The sequence below is a fragment of the Lactobacillus delbrueckii subsp. bulgaricus genome (genome assembly GCF_046938665.1).
GTDB classification, from domain to species: domain Bacteria; phylum Bacillota; class Bacilli; order Lactobacillales; family Lactobacillaceae; genus Lactobacillus; species Lactobacillus delbrueckii_C.
Genome location: NZ_JBKZCD010000012.1, coordinates 1 through 18,926 on the forward strand (window position 1 = coordinate 1; position 18,926 = coordinate 18,926).

An 18,926-nucleotide genomic window follows, 5' to 3' on the forward strand; every position below is an offset into this window, starting at 1 on the left:
ACTCATCAAATTCCGATGAGTGTTCTAAGACGTTCCCCGTTCAAAGTCAATGTCTTAACTTAATGACATTGCTCCCTCGCGGGGTGCTTTTTTGCTGCAGTCGTTTTTTCTCTATTTGGCTAATTTTAGAATTTGTTAGGAAAGAGGCTAGGGTTAATAGTATAATTTGAATGTAACCGCTATGCTGGGATGCGAAAGAAAGAGAAAAAGAAGGGAAAAAGAAAAATGGCTAAGCCCAAAGATTATACAATCGGCCTTGATATCGGTACCAATTCCGTTGGCTGGGTTGTAACTGACGACCAAAACAATATTCTGCGAATTAAGGGTAAAAAAGCAATCGGTGCCCGTTTATTTGCAGAAGGGAAAGTGGCAGCAGAAAGAAGAAGCTTTAGAACGACTAGACGCCGTCTCTCAAGAAGAAGATGGCGGATTAAGCTGCTGGAAGAGCTCTTTGATGAAGAAATTGCTAAGGTAGACCCAAGTTTCTTCGCAAGACTGCACGAATCTTGGATTTCACCTAAAGACAAGAGAAAGCGCTACTCAGCAATTGTCTTTCCTAGTCCAGAAGAAGACAGAAAGTTCCATGAGGCATATCCGACGATTTATCATTTACGCGACAAGCTGATGAAGGATGATCAAAAGCATGACATCCGGGAAATCTACATTGCCTTACACCAAATGATTAAAGCACGCGGTAATTTCCTGCATGATGAATCCGTAGAAACGTATCGTTCAGGGATGAGTTCATTGGGTGGCCGAAGCGAAAGAACCATTTTGAGCGTTCAAACTCTGGAAGAGTTGAATGATCTCTTTGCTGAAAATGAAGGTACAGAGGAAGTCGAATTGAATGTTGCTTCAGCTGAGCAAATTAATGATATCCTCACTGGTGGCCATTTGAATGCTGACAGCCAAAAAGAGATTAGTAACCTTTTGTTGCCAAGCAGCTTCCCAAGTTTCGATGACAAAGCGAAGGAAAAGCAGGTCAAGAAACTGATCAAAAATGTGGCAACGAATATTTCTAAAGCCTGGTTGGGCTATAAGGCGGATTTCTCAACTATTCTGAATCTCGCCAATGTTGACAAGGATCAAAAGAAGATCTTTGCTTTTGCTTTACAAGGCGGGGATGAAGAAGACAAAGTACAAGAATTGGAATCCTTGTTGGAACAAAGCCAAACTGATATTGTGGATCGCCTTATTGAAATTCGGCATGCTATTGTTCTGAGTGAGATTGTCCCGGTCGGAATGACCCTGTCTGAAGCGATGATTGATAAGTATGATCAGCATAAAGAAAACTTGATTACTTTAAAGGCTGTTATTCGGAATACCAAGGACAAAAAGAAAGCTGCCAAATTACAAGCAATTTATGACTTGTACGTCAACAACCGTCATGCAGATTTGGCAAAAGCAATGAAGTTGACTGGAATTAAGAAGAGAAGCGAACTGCTTGATCCTGAGGAACTCAAGAAAGCAATTTCCAGTTTGTTGGATGACTCTCCAGAAGCTGTTGAGATTAAGCAAAGGCTCGAGGAAAAGACCTTTCTGCCTTTGCAAAGATCAAACAACAATGGTGTAATTCCAAACCAGCTTCATCAAGTAGAGCTTGATGAGATCATCAAGAAGCAGGGTAAGTACTACCCGTTCTTGGCTGAGAAGAATCCAGATGAATCTGAAGAGGCCCAAAAGAAGGCTCCAACTAAGTTGGATGCATTGTTGACTTTCCGCGTGCCGTACTACGTGGGGCCGATGATTACCAAAGATGAACAGGAAGCACAGGACGGCCACAGCTTTGCTTGGATGGTTCGTAGAGATCCTCAAGACCATGAGGTGATTACTCCATGGAACTTTGAGAAAAAAGTTGATAAGATGGCTTCTGCTACTCAGTTTATTAAGCGGATGACAACAAAAGATACTTATTTGCTTGGTGAAGATGTTTTACCGGCATCAAGCTTGAAGTACCAGTTGTTTACGGTCTTGAATGAGCTGAACAATTTACGGGTTAATGGTAAGAAGCTGACTAGTGATGAAAAAGAACAAGTGATTGAAGGCTTGTTCAAGAAGCAGAAGACTGTTAAAGCTGACAAATTTGTCAAATATTGGCAAGCAATACATATAGGCGCTGATATTAAAGTTAAAGGCCTTTCGGATCCGTCAAAGTTCAACTCGACAATGTCAACCTACATCGACTTTAAGAAAATCTTTGGTGATCAGCTTAATGATACAAATCGGCAAAATGATTTTGAAAAGATCATTGAGTACTCAACGATCTTTGAAGACCGTAAGATTCTTGAAGACAAGTTACAGGCTGATTTTGCTTGGCTGAGCGAAGAACAAATTAAGCAACTTTGCCGTCTGCGCTTGCAAGGCTGGGGTCGTTTGTCTGACAAATTGTTGACTCGTTTGACAGATGCTGATGGGCAAAATGTTCTTGAACGTCTTTGGAATAGCAATGACAACTTTGTTCAGATTGTCAGTGATCCAAATATCAAGGCTAAGATTGAACAAGAAAATCAGAAGCTCTTGCGTGATGGCCAGTCTGATGATGCAGTAGAAAGTATTTTGGATGATGCATATACTTCTCCTCAGAACAAGAAGGCTATCCGTCAAGTAATGCGCGTTGTTCACGATATTGTCAAGGCATGTGACGGCAATGTACCAGCGAAGTTTGCTATTGAATTTGCTCGCTCGCAAGAGGATGATCCAAAGAGAACTACTGCTAGAGTAAATCAAATGCAGAAGGTCTACGATCAAATTAGTGATGAAGTGGTTAGCCAGGGCGTCAGAGAGCAGCTTAGCGGAATGAAGTCACTCAAAGACCGCTACTACCTGTACTTTATGCAGGGTGGTAGGGATGCTTATACTGGTGCGAAACTGAATATTGACCGGCTGTCAGATTACGATATTGACCACATTATGCCGCAATCTTTCGTTAAAGATGATTCCTTAGATAACCGAGTTTTGGTTGCGAGAGCAGTAAACAATCAAAAGTCTGATAAAGTTCCTGCTTTGCTCTTTGGCAATAAAGTGGTTGCTGATTTAGGAATTACTGTTCGAGAAATGTGGGACAAATGGCAAAAACTTGGGATGATTTCCAAGAGAAAGTTGAGCAACCTTCTCACTGATCCAAATGCTCTGACAGAATATAGAGCACAAGGCTTTATTCGGCGCCAATTGGTTGAAACTAGTCAAGTTATTAAGTTGACGGCGACTATTTTGCAAAGTGAGTTCCCAGACAGCAAGATTATTGAAGTTCCGGCTAAATATAACTCGATTGTACGTAAGCAATTTGATTTGTATAAGAGCCGTGAAGTTAATGACTACCACCACGCTATCGATGCCTACTTAAGTACGATTGTTGGTAACTATCTCTACCAAGTTTATCCAAACTTGCGCCGGATGTTCGTCTACGGTGAGTTTAAGAAGTTTAGTTCTAATGCTGAAGAATCAGCCCATGATGTGGCTAGACGCGTTAAGTCAATGAACTTCTTGGATGACTTACTTCGTGGTACGCAAGGCGACAATATTTACTGCAGAAATACTGGTGAAATTGTATTCAACAGAAACGATATTATCTCGAAGCTTAAGCAAGCATACTCTTTTAAGCAGATGCTGGTAACGCAGGAAGTCTTTACTAGAAAATCAGCCTTATTTGATCAAACGGTTTACCCGTCACCAGAAAGAGACTCGAAGAAGCGGTCTGGTTTAATTCCTAGAAAGAAAGGAATGGATACTGAGATCTACGGTGGGTACAGTGGTAATAAGGATGCCTACTTTGTCTTGGCAGAGGCTGTAAAGGACAAAGGACATTCATTGCAGATTGTCGGTGTTCCGATTCGCGCGTTAAACACTCTGAAGAATTCAACAAATTATTCTGAAAAGCTGTTAGAAATTATTAAGCCGCAGGTAATGTTTAATAAAAAGAATGGGAAACCTAAAAAAGGTGTTAACGATGTCAGAATCTTAATGGACAATATTCCGTACCGCCAACCCGTTTTGGAAGGCGGAGCGCTGTATATGTTAGGGAGCTCTACTTATAAATACAGCCTTAAGCAGATTACTTTAAGTCAAGAATCAATGAAGTATATTCTGGATTACATTGATGATGTCAACTTCACTAAACACGTAATGGTGAATATTGATAACCACGATGAAAAGAAGTGCTTGTTATCAGTTTATGATGAAATTTTGGATAAGATGGATAAGTATCTTCCGATATTTGACATTAACGGCTTCCGCAAGAAACTTCATGACGGTAGAGAGAAGTTTGTCAAACTGCCTGTCGAAAAGCAAGCTGGGGTAGTCAAAGATATACTGCGAGGTCTTCATGCAAACTCTGAAATGACAAAACCGTCAGATTTAGGGTTAACTACTGCCTTGGGCTTTATGCAAGCACCAGATGGAATTAAGATTTCAGATGATGCTATATTCATTTATCAATCACCAACTGGATTATTCGAAAGAAGAGTCAAGGTCTCTGATTTGCTGAGTTAGGAAACTGAAGAAAATGAAACAGGGAGCTACACGGTTGGTGTAACTCCCTGTTTTGTTGCATAAAAAAAGCCCGCAATACGCGGGACAAATGTATAAACTCCACTCCGAAGAGCTTTGCTTGATTTTAAATCAGGTTGTCTATTCAATAAGGTCTAACGTCGGGAGCTACCCGACAAGTTAATTATAACATTGGGATAAAAATAATCAAGGAGATAATTATGGGATGGAGAAATGTGATCATTACACAGCACTCTAAACTATCGTATTCATCTAATATGATGGTTGTACATACAAAAGATGGAGTCAACCAGATCCCGGTTAGTGACATCAACATGTTGTTGGTCTTAACCACACAAGCAGTTATTACTAGTGCTTTAATTGCGGAATTGGCCAAAAAGCAGACGAAGGTAATTTTTGTTGATGAAAAACAGGAGCCAATTTGTGAGACAGAAAATTACTATTCGACTAACTGCCATCCTGAAAAGCTGATAAAGCAGTTTAATTGGGACGAAGACAGAAAACAGATTCTTTGGACTAAAATTGTGGCAGCGAAGATTCAGAACCAAATGAATGTGTTGCGGATTTATGGCTTGCCAACAGACGAAATCGAGAAAGATTTTTTGGAATTGGAACTTAATGATGCATCCAACAGAGAAGCAACTACAGCTAGAAAGTATTTCACAGAATTGTTTGGTAAAGACTTCAAGCGTAGAGAAGGATCAAATGCTTTAAATGCTGCTCTTAATTATGGATACTCCATTTTGTTGTCAGCAGTTAACCGCAAGATTACTATGGATGGTAATCGGACATATATGGGCGTACACCATTCATCGGAACACAATCCTTTTAACCTTGGGTCAGATTTAATGGAGCCATTTAGGCCGTTTGTTGATTACTGGCTTTATGACCACAAAAATATAAAGGAATTCACTCCTGATATCAAGTACGGCTTGGTAGAGCTGTTGAGCCTTAGAATTATCTACAACGGTGATCGAATGATTTTAGGAAATGCGATCAATCAGTATGTGCATGACTGCTTAAGATATTTAGATGGAAATCTGTTTGAGATGGATATTGAGCTGGGAGTTGACTATGAGGTACCAAATGATGCGATTGATGATAATGTTTGATCTTCCGGTTGATACGGCGGTAGATAGAAAGCAATATCGGCAGTTTAGGAAGAACTTAATTAATGAAGGGTTCGTAATGATCCAATATTCAGTTTATGTAAGGGTGTGTGCTTCAAAAAAGGCAGCACAACTCTTGGAAAAGAGAATCAAAGGGTATGTCCCAGAGTATGGTGTCATTCAAAGCTTAATGCTGACAGAAAAACAATATAACGACATGCATTTTCTGTTGGGTGAGCCAGTGAAGGACATAAGAAATACTTCAGACAGGACGGTAATCTTATGATTATTACGTACAAGGCACACAAATCTTTTGAGATCGAGAATGGAAAGGTCAACGTCATTGCAACGTCAAGTCCAATTGCCTACTGTAACTTGATTGAAGGGATGCAAGAAAAGAATGAGCTGCTGTGTGCGGTGAGTGAAGATTATGATGCTATTCCGTTAAGCAAGGCGATAGACTGGCTTGGGGATCCATTAATCAGTGAATCTTTACTTCAAAAGTACATGACCAAATTAACTAGTTATGTAGTTGATGAGCTAAGCGCAGATGGTAGAAACAAAATCATTACCTTCTATCGCGATTTACTAAATGCGGTTCAAGACCAGCTGTTTATGGAAGATTTACCGCTTGAAATAAGTTTTGACACAGACTTGAAGAAACTCTTCAAATTTGGTGGTCTACACTTCAACAAGACACTCACTCGCGATCCATATGGTATAATCGAGACAGTACTTAGGATACATGACAGGTTAGATCTTAAGTCTACTGTTGTTTTTAGTAATGTAGCTCATTACTTAGATGCAGAACAGTTTAAAGAAATATCTAAGCTGTGCTTAGAGCTAAAAAAGTCTATTATTTTTATCGAGTTTTGTAGCCATAAGGATCAGGTTGTATATGGTGATGCAAAATTCAGTTATATCGATGAGGACCTTGTTGATTGGTACTAGCCTTATATTAAAGTTGTGTTAAAAAATAACGGTTTTAGAAGGTTGTCTATTCAATAAGGTTTAACCCACAAATTTAGTTACCCATGTTACAGGAACTTGTTTTAGAAGGTTGTCTATTCAATAAGGTTTAACCCCAAGAATAATCACTTAAAGTGAATGCTGGAGTTTTAGAAGGTTGTCTATTCAATAAGGTTTAACCCGCCCTCTCTTTTTTGCGGTCTAAAATCGGTGTTTTAGAAGGTTGTCTATTCAATAAGGTTTAACCCGTCCAGATGGCGTGAACTACTATACCACGGGTTTTAGAAGGTTGTCTATTCAATAAGGTTTAACCCTTGGCGCATGAGTGGGAGGAAACCGATGGAAGTTTTAGAAGGTTGTCTATTCAATAAGGTTTAACCCGGATTTGTAAGAGCGCAAGCATTTATTCGCGTTTTAGAAGGTTGTCTATTCAATAAGGTTTAACCCAGAGCAGTACGGCCAAGAAGGCGACCGCTACGTTTTAGAAGGTTGTCTATTCAATAAGGTTTAACCCTCAGTCCGGACAAACTCGGCCAGGTTGCCGGTTTTAGAAGGTTGTCTATTCAATAAGGTTTAACCCTAATGGCGCCACCATGCAATCAAACAGTTTGTTTTAGAAGGTTGTCTATTCAATAAGGTTTAACCCGTGGGTTCTGAGATGTACACCACCTTCTTGGTTTTAGAAGGTTGTCTATTCAATAAGGTTTAACCCGCGCATATCTTGCAAGAGTTACTCGCTTTGAGTTTTAGAAGGTTGTCTATTCAATAAGGTTTAACCCCACAAGATTAGACATTCTTCAGTTGTTTTTGTTTTAGAAGGTTGTCTATTCAATAAGGTTTAACCCCTTGATAACAGTGCTTTAACGTTTTCCATGAGTTTTAGAAGGTTGTCTATTCAATAAGGTTTAACCCTCAAACAATTGCTCAATATATTCATCATTAGTTTTAGAAGGTTGTCTATTCAATAAGGTTTAACCCTGGCGACCCGGCTATATGGGCAAGGGGTACGTTTTAGAAGGTTGTCTATTCAATAAGGTTTAACCCTACTGATGTCATTATTAACCCCCAATACCAGTTTTAGAAGGTTGTCTATTCAATAAGGTTTAACCCGCGCATAAAACACATTACGATTTTGAACATGTTTTAGAAGGTTGTCTATTCAATAAGGTTTAACCCAAGTTCCTTTGGTCTTTGATGATGAGCCAAGTTTTAGAAGGTTGTCTATTCAATAAGGTTTAACCCCTGCTTTTCTTACGTCGGGATCCTTGTCATGTTTTAGAAGGTTGTCTATTCAATAAGGTTTAACCCACATTTCGTTAAGGTTTTGCATAGGCCCAGAGTTTTAGAAGGTTGTCTATTCAATAAGGTTTAACCCCCAATACTTGAGGTTGTACTGCACAGACGACGTTTTAGAAGGTTGTCTATTCAATAAGGTTTAACCCCCGCGAATGGTACCGGATGAAAACGGAAAGGTTTTAGAAGGTTGTCTATTCAATAAGGTTTAACCCAAAAAGCTGAACAACTTGAAGAAGATTTCTCGTTTTAGAAGGTTGTCTATTCAATAAGGTTTAACCCCTAGTGACCGCTTCCTTGTTGTCTGCATCCAGTTTTAGAAGGTTGTCTATTCAATAAGGTTTAACCCATCATGATCGACGAAGCACACCACGCTCTGGGTTTTAGAAGGTTGTCTATTCAATAAGGTTTAACCCTTGGCCCGGCCCTGGTTAGTGATAAAGAAGGTTTTAGAAGGTTGTCTATTCAATAAGGTTTAACCCCGACGAAGTAGTCACCTATGTTCCAGACCCGTTTTAGAAGGTTGTCTATTCAATAAGGTTTAACCCTGGTCATAGAGATCACTCGCTAGCTCCTTGGTTTTAGAAGGTTGTCTATTCAATAAGGTTTAACCCTTATATAAGAAGGAGGGTAGGAGGGTATTTGTTTTAGAAGGTTGTCTATTCAATAAGGTTTAACCCCGGAAGTCGTAAGCTAGCACGGCTTCCCATGGTTTTAGAAGGTTGTCTATTCAATAAGGTTTAACCCGTTGGCGGCCTGGCCGGGCCTTGTCTGCCCGTTTTAGAAGGTTGTCTATTCAATAAGGTTTAACCCGTAGTTGCGCTTGTCTTTGGCCTTGGAGCTGTTTTAGAAGGTTGTCTATTCAATAAGGTTTAACCCTTGAGACAATGCCCGGGTGCCAGCTCCAGTGGTTTTAGAAGGTTGTCTATTCAATAAGGTTTAACCCGATCTAATCCGTACTCGTCGCTGATGTCAGAGTTTTAGAAGGTTGTCTATTCAATAAGGTTTAACCCTGACCGAAGCAAGCCAAGCACTTACTGGACGTTTTAGAAGGTTGTCTATTCAATAAGGTTTAACCCTCGGATGGTTTCTTGTATTCAGTAGTCATGGTTTTAGAAGGTTGTCTATTCAATAAGGTTTAACCGCTACTTGGATGCGTGGATTGAAATAGTTTTATATGGTTGCTTATTCAATGTCGTTAATTTTCCCGACGTATGTTGGGGTGGCCATCATAATGGCCTAATACTAAGACGGCGATTCTACTCATTTCACGCGGGTGGGGGTGATCGTTTTAGAAGATTGTCTATTTCATAAGGGACAGAAGTGCTTTTCATGATTGAGAAGCACTCTTTTCTGTTTGAGCACAACAACTTAAGAAAACGCTAAATCAAGCGCTTCACCAAGCAAGCGGGAAAAGATTATAGTAGAATATACTGGTTATGAAAAAAGCTGAGCCAAGCTCAGCATCCCCAAAACAAAACTTAGTTGAGGAGAATAAACACATGCAAGATATTTATATTGTTGCGGCCAAGCGAACTCCATTTGGCCGTTACCACAAGCAATTGGCTGACTTTTCTGCCATCGACCTGGGCCAAATCGCCTTGCGCGGCGCCTTGAAAGAAGCCGGCCTTGACGCCGAAGCCCTGGACGCCCTCTTCATGGGCAATGTCCTGTCTGCCGGCTTAGGCCAAAACATGGCCCGGCAAATCGCCTTAAACGCCGGGATGCGGCAGGATTCTGTCGCCGTGTCCATCAACGAAGTCTGCGGCTCCAGCCTCAAGGCTGCCCGCCTGGCTGAAGCCCAAATGTTAATTGGTGACCTGGGCCTGGTTGCTGTCGGCGGCAGCGAAAGCATGACCAACGCCCCAAAGGAAATCATGTTCAGCGATGGTCTCGTTGACTCCTTCTCCGGCAAATCCATGGGCATCACTGCCGAAAACGTAGCTAAGCGCGACCACATCAGCCGGCAAGACGCCGATGCCTTCAGCCTTTCCTCCCACCAAAAAGCTGTCAAGGCACAAGCAGAAGGGCTTTTTGCCGACGAAATCATTCAAATTGAAGATCTCAAGCAAGATGAAAACGTCCGCCCGGATACCAGCCTGGAAGCCCTGGCCGGTCTTAAAACTTCCTTCCTTGAAGACGGGACCGTTACTGCCGGTAACGCCTCCCCAATCTCCGACGGGGCCAGCATGATTATCCTGGCTACCGCGGAAAAAGTCGCTGAATACCAGCTGACGCCTTTAGCCAAGCTGGGTGCTTACGCCGAAGTGGGCTATGACCCGGAATTCATGGGCTATGGTCCATACTATGCTATCCGCAAGCTGCTTAACGAAACTGGCCGGCAGGTAGCCGACTACGACTTCTTTGAAATCAATGAAGCCTTTGCCGCAACTACTTTGGCTGTTGCCCGCGACCTGGAAATTCCTTTAGCCAAGGTCAACAAGCAGGGCGGGGCGATCGCTTTGGGCCACCCGCTCGGCGCTTCCGGCACCCGCCTTCTGGCTACCGCTGCCCGCCAGCTGCAAAGAGGCGGCCAGCGCGCTATCGCCAGCCTCTGCATCGGAGGCGGCCTGGCCATCGCTTTTGAAATTGAGAAGGCATAAAATGAAATTCTATCAGTTGCCGCCCGAAGAGAGGCGGCAGTTTTTGCAAGAAGACGGGGTCGCCCTGGAAGATATCCCTGCCGCTGATTTAGCCCGCCTGGATGAAATGAGCGAGAACGTGGTCGGTGAGGTCAAGTTCCCCTTGAGCTGTTTGACCAGCGCCCTGGTCAATGGCAAAAATTGGCGGATCCCCATGACGACTGAAGAAGCCTCCGTCGTCGCCGCCGCCAACCACGGCATTTCCGTCTTCGCTAAAGCCGGCGGCGTAAAAGCGACCAGCCGCCGTAGCGGCATCTACGGCCAAATCGTCTTAGAAGTCACGGAAGCTTTTTCCCTGGCTGACTTTAAAAAGGAATTCCCGGCCTATATCAATGAAGCTAACCAGGAATTTGCCAGCTTGATCCGGCACGGGGGCGGTTTAAAAGACCTGACCGCCCGCCAGGAAGCTGATCTGGTCTACCTCCTGGCCCTGGTTGACCCGGCTGAAGCCATGGGGGCCAACAAGACCAACGCCATCCTGGAATTCCTGGCCCAGAAGATGCTGGCCTTTCCTGGCGTAGATGCTAAGCTCTTCGCCATCCTGTCCAACTATCCCAGCCAGCTGACTACAGCTAAGGTGGTAATTCCTGTCAGCCTCCTCAGTAAAAAAGGGGACCTGGCAGAGGGCAGGGAGGTGGCCAAAAAGATGGCCCTGCTGGCTAAAATCGGGACCAATGACCCGTACCGGGCTGTAACCAATAACAAGGGGATCATGAATGGGGTAGACGCTGTCATGCTGGCGACCGGCAATGACTACCGGGCAGTTGAAGCAGCCTGTCATGCCTACGCTGCCAAAAGCGGCCAGTATCGCAGCCTCAGCTCCTGGAAAATTGAAGGGGATAAGCTCCTTGGCCAAGTTACCCTGCCCCTGGCCTTAGGGGTGGTCGGCGGCTCCATTTCAGCGCGGCCTGATATTAGACAAAGCTATGCCATTTTAGGTAAAATAAAAGCAGCTGAATTGGCAGAACTGACCGCCAGCGTCGCCCTGGCCAACAACTTCGCGGCTTTAAACGCCATCTCCACCAAGGGGATCCAGGCTGGCCACATGCGCCTGCAGAGCCGCAACGTGGTTCAGACCCTGCCGGCAGCAGCGGAAGAAAAAGAAGCTGTTTATCAAATGATGATTAGCCAGGGAAAATATGGCGAAACAGCAGCTAAGAATTTTTTGAAAGAATTGCGAGGACAATAATTAATGGATATCGGTATTGATCAGATAGGTTTTTATACTCCTAATAAATTTGTGGACATGGTTGACCTGGCCAACGCCAGAAACCAGGATCCCAACAAATTTTTGATCGGCATTGGCCAGGACCGGATGGCGGTCGCTGACAAGACCCAGGACGCTGTTTCCATGGGGATCAACGCGACGGCTGAATACCTTGACCAGGTTGATCTGGAGCAATTAGGCTTATTGATCTTTGCGACCGAAAGCGGGATTGACCAGTCAAAGTCAGCCTCCCTCTTTGTCAAGGAAGCACTTAACCTGCCAGCCCGGATCAGAACTTTTGAAATTAAGGAAGCCTGCTTTGCCTTGACTGCCAGCCTGCAGGTTGCCCGCGACTACGTCCGGGCCCACCCGCACCACTCGGCCATGATCATCGGCAGCGACATCGCCCGCTATGGCCTGGCCACGGCCGGCGAAGTTACCCAAGGCGCCGGGGCCATCAGCATGCTGATCAAGGAGAATCCGGCAATTATTGCCCTGGAAGACGGGCACACTTCCCACTCTGAAAACATCAACGACTTCTGGCGGCCAAACAACTTGGCCACTGCCGTTGTTGACGGCCACTACAGCCGGGATGTCTACCTGGACTTCTTCAAGAACACTTTCAAGCCTTTCCTTGCAGAAAAGCAGCTGCAAGTTTCTGACTTTGCCGGCATCTGCTACCACCTGCCTTACACCAAGATGGGTTACAAGGCCCACAAGATTGCCATTGAAGGCCAGGATGACGAAACCGTCAAGCGCCTCAGCGACAACTTCCAGCTCTCAGCTAAGTACAGCCGGCAGGTCGGCAACATCTACACGGCCAGCCTCTACATGTCTGTCTTGAGCCTGCTGGAAAACGGCGACCTTGAAGCCGGCGACCGGATCGGCTTCTTCTCTTACGGGTCTGGCGCCATGGCTGAATTCTTCAGCGGCAAGGTGGTTGCCGGCTACCAAAAGCGCCTGCGCCCAGCCCTGCACGCCCGCATGCTTAAGGAAAGAATCCGCCTTGGCGTTGGCCAATACGAAGACATCTTCACCGAAGGCTTGGAAGCCTTGCCGGAAAATGTCGAATTTACCAGCGACGCCAACCACGGCACCTGGTACTTGGCCGGCCAGGAAGGCTATGTCCGCCAATACAAGCAAAAGTAAATATGAAGCTAACCGTCTCAGCTCGCTGGGGCGGTTTTTTGCTAAAAATAATCTGTATAGCAAGCGCTTAACTAGGGAGGGCGGGAAATTGCAGTCTCTTTTTATGCTAAAATGAAAAAGTTGAGAAATGCAAAGAAAAATGAAAGAAGGCAAACACGGTCAACATGAAAACCGAAAGTACTGAGCAAGAGTACCAACACCACCTTTCTCACCACCACCATATGCGGGTGCAGTGGGAAGAGTTCTTCCAAAGCGATGACGAGACCAAGATCAAGGAAGCAACCTTGATTGAAAAAGGCTCGATCATCTCCCGGGTCGGCCTAATGATGCTGAGCTGCGGGACTGGGGCCTGGCGGGTCCGCGACGCCATGGACACCATGGCCAGAACCCTGGACTTGACCTGCAGCACCGACATCGGTCTGATCTCCATCGTCTGCACCTACTTCGATGTCGACAACCAGTCATATTCCCAAAGCCTGGCCCTGCCAACCACCGGGGTCAACATGGCCAAGCTGAACGAATTGGAAAAGTTTGTCCGCCAGTTCGAAGCAGCCGGCGGTGACTTTGAAATCAAGACGGTCCGCCGCCGCTTAGGGGAAATTGAACACATGAAAGGCCGCTATCCGCTCTGGGGATCCAGCCTGGCCGCGGCTTTGGCCTGCGGCGGCTTCATTTTCCTCCTGGGCGGGGGGCTTCCTGAAATCATCTGCTCCTTTATCGGGGCGGGACTGGGCCAGTTTGCCCGGGGCAGCTTAGCCAAAAGACGGATCACGGTTGCCGCTACGACTGCCGTGGGGGTGGCAGCGGCTTGCTTGTCCTACTACCTTGCCTTCATGCTGGGCCACTTGCTCTTTAACGTCGACATGATCCATATGCGCGGCTACATTGGGGCCATGCTCTTCGTTATTCCAGGTTTTCCCTTTATTACTTCCGGTCTGGACATCGCCAAGCTGGACATGCGGTCAGGCCTGGAGCGGATGGCTTACGCCATCTTCATTATCTTGATCGCGACTGGCACTGGCTGGGTGATGGCTACGGCTCTCCAGATCAAGCCTGGCGACCTGCCGGCCTTGCAGCTGCCGAAAGCAATTTTGACGGCTTGCCGCCTGGTAGCCAGCTTCTGCGGGGTCTTCGGCTTCTCCTTGATGTTCAACTCCCACCGGAGGATGGCCGCCGCGGCCGGGCTAGTGGGGGCGATTGCCAATACCATGCGCTTGTCCCTGGTTGACTTTGCCCATTTCCCGGCTCCCTTGGCTGCCTTTTTAGCTGCCCTGCTGGCTGGCCTTTTGGCCGGCTATGTTCGGGAAAAGGTTGGCTACCCGCGGATCGCCTTGACCGTGCCTTCCATCGTCATCATGGTGCCTGGCCTCTACATGTACCGGGGGATCTTCCTTTTGGCTTTGACCAATGTCGGGGCCGGGGCCACCTGGATGACTGAAGCTTTGATGCTAGTCATGTCCCTGCCTGCCGGCCTCTTGATCGCCAGAATTTTGACCGACAAGAAGTGGCGCCGGGTCGATTAAAATAGAAAGAAAAAACAGCTTTTGCCCAAAAATAAGGGTAAAAGCTGTTTTTGCGTATTATTCTTGCAGGTCAGTCACTGTGGCCTTGACCAGTTTCTGCAGATCAAGCGGGTTGACCATGACGCTGCGGCCCACTTCGCCGCTGGACACCCAGATCCCGTCTTCTTTTAAGACACTCTCATCCAAAAAGATCGGGAACTTCTTGCTGTGGTAGATGCCAATCGGCGTGTTGGCCCCGTGCACGTAGCCAGTGGTCTTTTCCAGCTGCTTGAGGGGGATCATTTCACACTTCTTGTTGCCGGAAGCCTTGGCAATCTTCTTGAGGTCCAAGTGGCCGCTCAAAGGCACCACGCCGACGATTGGGCCGGTCTTGTTGCCATTGACCGCTAGGGTCTTGTATACCGGGTGGCCTTCTAAAATAGGGTTGCCAGTCCCCACCTGGGCTACCCCGTGGTCTTCGGAAATTTCGCTGATGTGCTGCTCATAGGCAATTTTTTGCTGGTCGAGAATCTTTTCCACCAGGGTCTTGTCTAATTTAGATTTATTCTTTTTCTTTTTTGACATTGTTATCACCGCTTTCCATGATACCATTTTAAGAGAAGAAGCTAAAGAAAGAAGATATAATCATGAAATTACTTGAGATTAAGATTGAAAGCAGCTACGACGTTGAAGACGCCCTGGCATATTTTGCCACGGAGGACTTGAAGGCCCTGGGGACCGAAGCCCGGCGCAGAAGCGACTTTGAACAAGCAGGCTGGCTGCACGACTCAACGGTCGTTGACATGGATGACATCCCAAACCTGCCTGATGAGCTGGAATTCATTGCCTACTTTGATGAAGAAACCGACCCTGAAGAAACGGTCAAGCGCTTCAAGGACAAGCTGGCTGAACTGGCGGGCTATGGCTTAAAGACCACTCCTGGCGAAATCTCCGTTGACTATGTTGCTGACCAGGACTGGAATACTGTCTGGCAAAAGTACTACCACGTCATCAACTTGTCCCGCCACCTGGCCATTGTGCCGGAATGGGAAGACTACCAGCCGGCCTTTAAGGACCAGGAAATCATCCGCCTGGATCCGGGCCTGGCCTTTGGGACAGGCAACCACCAGACCACCCAGCTGGCCATGCTGGGCATTGAACGGGCCATGATCAAGCCGCTTACTGTCGCTGACGTGGGGACGGGGTCCGGCATTTTGGCCATTGCTGCCCACAAGCTGGGGGCCAAGAGCGTTTTGGCTACTGATATTTCTGATGAATCAATGACGGCAGCTGAAGAAAACGCGGCCTTAAACGGCATCCACGATATTGCCTTGCAAAAGACAAGTTTACTGGCTGACGTTGATGGCAAGTTTGACTTGATCGTGGCCAACATCCTGGCTGAAATCCTCCTGGACCTCATCCCGCAGCTGGACAGTCACTTAAACGAAGACGGCCAGGTTATCTTCTCCGGGATTGATTACCTGCAGCTGCCAAAAATTGAGCAGGCCCTGGCAGAGAATGGCTTCCAAATTGACCTCAAGATGCGGGCTGGCCGCTGGATCGGCCTGGCAATTTCCCGCAAGCATGACTAAAATGCGTTAAAATAAAAGCAAAAGAAACTCTCATTTTTTAATAAGTAAGCCCGGTCAAGCATTCAGGCTTGTTTTCAAGGAACTTTTTGCGCTAAAATAACAGGTACTGATTAATTAAATGTTAGAAACTGGTGATCTAGATGTCAAAGTATACTGAAATGACTCACGAGCAGGTCATGGCCGCCTGCAAGAAATACATGACGGCCGACCAATTGGCCTTTGTCGAAAGTGCCTATCAATTCGCGGCCCGGGCCCATGAGGGACAAACCAGAGCCTCTGGCCAGCCTTACATCGTCCACCCGACCCAGGTAGCAGGGACCCTGGCCAATTTAGGCCTGGACCCGGACACGGTGGCTGCCGGCTTTTTGCATGACACGGTTGAAGATACCTCGGTCACCAACGACGACATTAAGGAAAAGTTCGGCGCCGACGTGGCCTTCATCGTTGACGGGGTCACCAAGCTGAACAAGTACGAATACAAGTCCCACAAGGAATTCCTGGCGGAAAACCACCGCAAGATGCTGATCGCTATGGCCAAAGACCTCCGGGTCATCCTGGTCAAGCTGGCTGACCGCCTGCACAACATGCATACCCTGGAGCATTTGCGCCCGGACAAGCAGCGCCGCATTGCCGCTGAAACCCTGGACATCTATGCACCATTGGCTGACCGGCTGGGGATCGGGACCATCAAGTGGGAACTGGAAGACATGTCCTTCCACTACATGAACCCGGAAGAGTACTACAAGATCGTCTCCATGATGGACGCCAAGCGCAGTGAGCGGGAAGGCTACATCAAGGACGCCATTGACTACTTGCGGGGGACCCTGGATTCTTTAGGGATTAAGTACGACATCAGCGGCCGACCAAAGCACATCTACTCCATCTATAAGAAGATGGTCAACAAGCACAAGGACTTCAACGAAATCTATGACTTGCTGGCTGTCCGGGTGATCGTGCCAACGGTCAAGGATTGCTATGCCGTTTTAGGGGCGGTTCACACCAAGTGGAAGCCAATGCCTGGCCGCTTTAAGGACTACATTGCCATGCCTAAGGCCAACGGCTACCAGTCCCTGCACACTACCATCATCGGCCCTGGCGGCAAGCCTTTGGAAATCCAGATCAGAACTGAAGAAATGCACGAGGTTGCTGAATACGGTGTGGCAGCCCACTGGGCCTACAAGCGGGGCAACTTCCAAGGCGTTGATGAAAAAGACGGCGGGGCCCTGGATATCGGCCGGGAAATCTTGGAGCTGCAGAAGGATTCCAGCGACGCTGACGAGTTCATGGAAGCCGTTCATTCGGATATTTTTGCCGACAAGGTCTACGTCTTTACGCCAAAAGGGGAAGTCTACGAACTGCCTAAAGGATCAGTCACCCTGGACTTTGCCTATGCCATCCATACCCAAGTCGGTGACCACGCCATCGGGGCCAAGGTCAATGACAAGTTGGTTCCTCTAGACTACAAGCTGAAGAACGGGGACGTGGTCGACATCTTGACTCAAAGCAATGCCCGGCCGTCAAGAGACTGGGCGGAAATGGTCAAGACCTCCCGGGCCAAGAACAAGATCCGCCGCTACTTCAGAGATATTGACCGGGAAGAGAGCGTGGCCCGGGGCAAGAGCGAGCTGGTTGACCTGCTCAAGGAAAACGGCTTAAGCGCCAAGGACTTTTTGGACAAGAGCCACATTGACGAAGTCCTGGACCACTTCAGCTTCAAGACCGACGAAGACATGTACGCTGCTATCGGCTTTGGCAACATGTCTGCCTTATCCATCTACAACCGCTTGACGGCCGACCTGCGCCGGCAGCAGGAAGAGGAGAAGCAGAAGCAGTTTGAAGCCCAGATCATGTCTGCCGGCCAGCAGGCAACAGCTTCTAGCGTGGTTAAAAAGCCCGCTCCGCAAAAAGACGATGCCAAGTCCAAGACCAAGGGCAAAAAGCCGGACAGCTTGGTCAGAGTTCAGGGCTTGGAAGATTTGGACCTGCACTTTGCCAAGTGCTGCAACCCGGTCCCAGGCGACCCGATCGTCGGCTATGTGACCAAGGGCCGGGGGGTCACTGTCCACCGGGCTGACTGCCGGAACGTGGTCAGCGCGGACCCGGCTGCCCAAGGGCGGATGATCGATGTTGAATGGAATAACATTGACGAAGGCAAGCAGGCCAGCTTCAACGCCAACTTCGAGCTCTTTGGCTACAACCGGCAGAAGCTGCTGGGCGATGTCATCAACCGCTTGAATGCCTTGACCAAGAACATTACCAATGTTTCAGCCAGCGTCAACGAAGAAAATATCGCCCACTTCTACATCACGGTCGAAGTCAGGAATGCCGCCCAGCTGAACGACATCATGGCCAAGCTGCGGGACATTCCAGACGTTTACGACACCAAGCGAACGGACAACTAAGCTAGAAGCAGGGAGATTTTTAGAAAAAATGCGCGTAGTAATTCAAAGAGTCAACCATGCCGCCGTCAGAATCGACGGCGAAACTGTCGGCCAGATCCAAAAGGGCCTGCTCTTATTAGTCGGCCTGGCAGAAGGCGATGGGGAAGAGCAGGTGGTCAAGGCTGCTGACAAGATCGCCAAGCTGCGGATCTTTGAAGATGAAGCCGGCAAGACCAACCTGGGCATCAAGGATGTCGACGGCCAGATTCTGTCCGTCAGCCAGTTTACCCTCCTGGCTGATACCAAGAAGGGGAACCGGCCAAGTTTTGTCCACGCCATGCGGCCGCCTAAGTCCAGCCAGCTCTGGGAAGACTTTAACCAGGAGCTGGTTAAGCGGGGCCTGACCGTGGAAAGTGGGGAGTTCGGGGCAGACATGAAGGTCGAACTGGAAAACGATGGTCCTTTTACCATTGTCTTAGACCTGTAATTTTTTCCCCTCAGCCCTTGATTAGGAGGGCAAAACAGGATAAACTTAATGAGAATTATCAATGACAAAGAATGAAGATAGCCCGGCCT

12 protein-coding genes and 1 CRISPR repeat array are annotated in these 18,926 nt (G+C 47.1%); of the genes, 11 read left to right on the forward strand and 1 reads right to left on the reverse strand.

Going from position 1 to position 18,926, the window contains the following annotated elements:
• The first annotated feature begins 225 nt into the window (after positions 1–225).
• From cas9 to ACLUXO_RS06445, 8 genes are all read left to right on the forward strand, one after another.
• The gene (gene cas9, locus ACLUXO_RS06410; RefSeq protein WP_412136815.1) at positions 226–4,488 is read left to right on the forward strand and encodes a type II CRISPR RNA-guided endonuclease Cas9; all 4,263 of its coding nucleotides are present in this window, start codon (positions 226–228) and stop codon (positions 4,486–4,488) included.
• A 218-nt stretch (positions 4,489–4,706) separates the two neighbouring features.
• On the forward strand, positions 4,707–5,618 hold the full coding sequence (gene cas1, locus ACLUXO_RS06415) for a type II CRISPR-associated endonuclease Cas1 (RefSeq protein WP_412136816.1): 912 nt from the start codon (positions 4,707–4,709) through the stop codon (positions 5,616–5,618).
• Positions 5,596–5,901 (forward strand): CRISPR-associated endonuclease Cas2, encoded by a 306-nt coding sequence (gene cas2, locus ACLUXO_RS06420; RefSeq protein ID WP_412136850.1) that lies wholly within the window; start codon positions 5,596–5,598, stop codon positions 5,899–5,901. Before cas1 ends, cas2 begins: the two co-directional genes overlap by 23 nt.
• The gene (gene csn2 / locus ACLUXO_RS06425) at positions 5,898–6,566 is read left to right on the forward strand and encodes a type II-A CRISPR-associated protein Csn2 (RefSeq protein ID WP_412136817.1); all 669 of its coding nucleotides are present in this window, start codon (positions 5,898–5,900) and stop codon (positions 6,564–6,566) included. The genes cas2 and csn2 overlap by 4 nt, the downstream gene beginning before the upstream one ends.
• A gap of 31 nt (positions 6,567–6,597) precedes the next feature.
• A CRISPR array of direct repeats spans positions 6,598–9,022; the repeat unit is 36 nt; unit sequence GTTTTAGAAGGTTGTCTATTCAATAAGGTTTAACCC.
• Between the two features lie 357 nt (positions 9,023–9,379).
• On the forward strand, positions 9,380–10,480 hold the full coding sequence (locus ACLUXO_RS06430) for a thiolase family protein (protein ID WP_412136818.1): 1,101 nt from the start codon (positions 9,380–9,382) through the stop codon (positions 10,478–10,480).
• A 1-nt stretch (position 10,481) separates the two neighbouring features.
• On the forward strand, positions 10,482–11,708 hold the full coding sequence (locus ACLUXO_RS06435) for a hydroxymethylglutaryl-CoA reductase, degradative (RefSeq protein ID WP_412136819.1): 1,227 nt from the start codon (positions 10,482–10,484) through the stop codon (positions 11,706–11,708).
• Between the two features lie 3 nt (positions 11,709–11,711).
• Complete coding sequence (locus ACLUXO_RS06440; RefSeq protein ID WP_412136820.1) at positions 11,712–12,875, forward strand: hydroxymethylglutaryl-CoA synthase; 1,164 nt, start codon at positions 11,712–11,714, stop codon at positions 12,873–12,875.
• 164 nt (positions 12,876–13,039) lie between these two features.
• Positions 13,040–14,398 carry a threonine/serine exporter family protein gene (locus ACLUXO_RS06445; RefSeq protein ID WP_412136821.1) on the forward strand — a complete coding sequence of 453 codons (1,359 nt, stop codon included), beginning with the start codon at positions 13,040–13,042 and terminating at the stop codon, positions 14,396–14,398.
• Between the two features lie 57 nt (positions 14,399–14,455).
• On the opposite strand, the gene ACLUXO_RS06450 is transcribed toward ACLUXO_RS06445, so the two are convergent.
• Positions 14,456–14,962: an aminoacyl-tRNA deacylase gene (locus tag ACLUXO_RS06450; protein WP_412136822.1), complete on the reverse strand. Its 507-nt coding sequence runs from the start codon at positions 14,960–14,962 to the stop codon at positions 14,456–14,458.
• A gap of 62 nt (positions 14,963–15,024) precedes the next feature.
• Here ACLUXO_RS06450 and prmA point away from each other — a divergent pair, with 62 nt between their 5' ends.
• The 3 genes from prmA (at position 15,025) to dtd (ending at position 18,837) form a co-directional block, all read left to right on the forward strand.
• Entirely contained in the window at positions 15,025–15,969 is a 945-nt protein-coding gene (prmA, locus tag ACLUXO_RS06455) for a 50S ribosomal protein L11 methyltransferase (protein ID WP_412136823.1), read from the forward strand.
• A gap of 140 nt (positions 15,970–16,109) precedes the next feature.
• Entirely contained in the window at positions 16,110–18,371 is a 2,262-nt protein-coding gene (locus ACLUXO_RS06460; RefSeq protein ID WP_412136824.1) for a RelA/SpoT family protein, read from the forward strand.
• A gap of 28 nt (positions 18,372–18,399) precedes the next feature.
• The gene (dtd, locus tag ACLUXO_RS06465) at positions 18,400–18,837 is read left to right on the forward strand and encodes a D-aminoacyl-tRNA deacylase (protein WP_412136825.1); all 438 of its coding nucleotides are present in this window, start codon (positions 18,400–18,402) and stop codon (positions 18,835–18,837) included.
• Positions 18,838–18,926 lie beyond the last annotated feature (89 nt).

Excerpts from the sequence above, each read along its gene's own strand:
- ACLUXO_RS06430 (WP_412136818.1), top strand. The coding sequence starts at position 9,380 with ATGCAAGATATTTATATTGTTGCGGCCAAGCGAACTCCATTTGGCCGT.
- prmA (WP_412136823.1), top strand. The coding sequence starts at position 15,025 with ATGAAATTACTTGAGATTAAGATTGAAAGCAGCTACGACGTTGAAGAC.
- cas2 (WP_412136850.1), top strand. The coding sequence starts at position 5,596 with ATGCGATTGATGATAATGTTTGATCTTCCGGTTGATACGGCGGTAGAT.
- ACLUXO_RS06440 (WP_412136820.1), top strand. The coding sequence starts at position 11,712 with ATGGATATCGGTATTGATCAGATAGGTTTTTATACTCCTAATAAATTT.
- ACLUXO_RS06460 (WP_412136824.1), top strand. The coding sequence starts at position 16,110 with ATGTCAAAGTATACTGAAATGACTCACGAGCAGGTCATGGCCGCCTGC.
- cas9 (WP_412136815.1), top strand. The coding sequence starts at position 226 with ATGGCTAAGCCCAAAGATTATACAATCGGCCTTGATATCGGTACCAAT.
- csn2 (WP_412136817.1), top strand. The coding sequence starts at position 5,898 with ATGATTATTACGTACAAGGCACACAAATCTTTTGAGATCGAGAATGGA.
- ACLUXO_RS06445 (WP_412136821.1), top strand. The coding sequence starts at position 13,040 with ATGAAAACCGAAAGTACTGAGCAAGAGTACCAACACCACCTTTCTCAC.
- ACLUXO_RS06450 (WP_412136822.1), bottom strand. The coding sequence starts at position 14,962 with ATGTCAAAAAAGAAAAAGAATAAATCTAAATTAGACAAGACCCTGGTG.
- cas1 (WP_412136816.1), top strand. The coding sequence starts at position 4,707 with ATGGGATGGAGAAATGTGATCATTACACAGCACTCTAAACTATCGTAT.
- ACLUXO_RS06435 (WP_412136819.1), top strand. The coding sequence starts at position 10,482 with ATGAAATTCTATCAGTTGCCGCCCGAAGAGAGGCGGCAGTTTTTGCAA.
- dtd (WP_412136825.1), top strand. The coding sequence starts at position 18,400 with ATGCGCGTAGTAATTCAAAGAGTCAACCATGCCGCCGTCAGAATCGAC.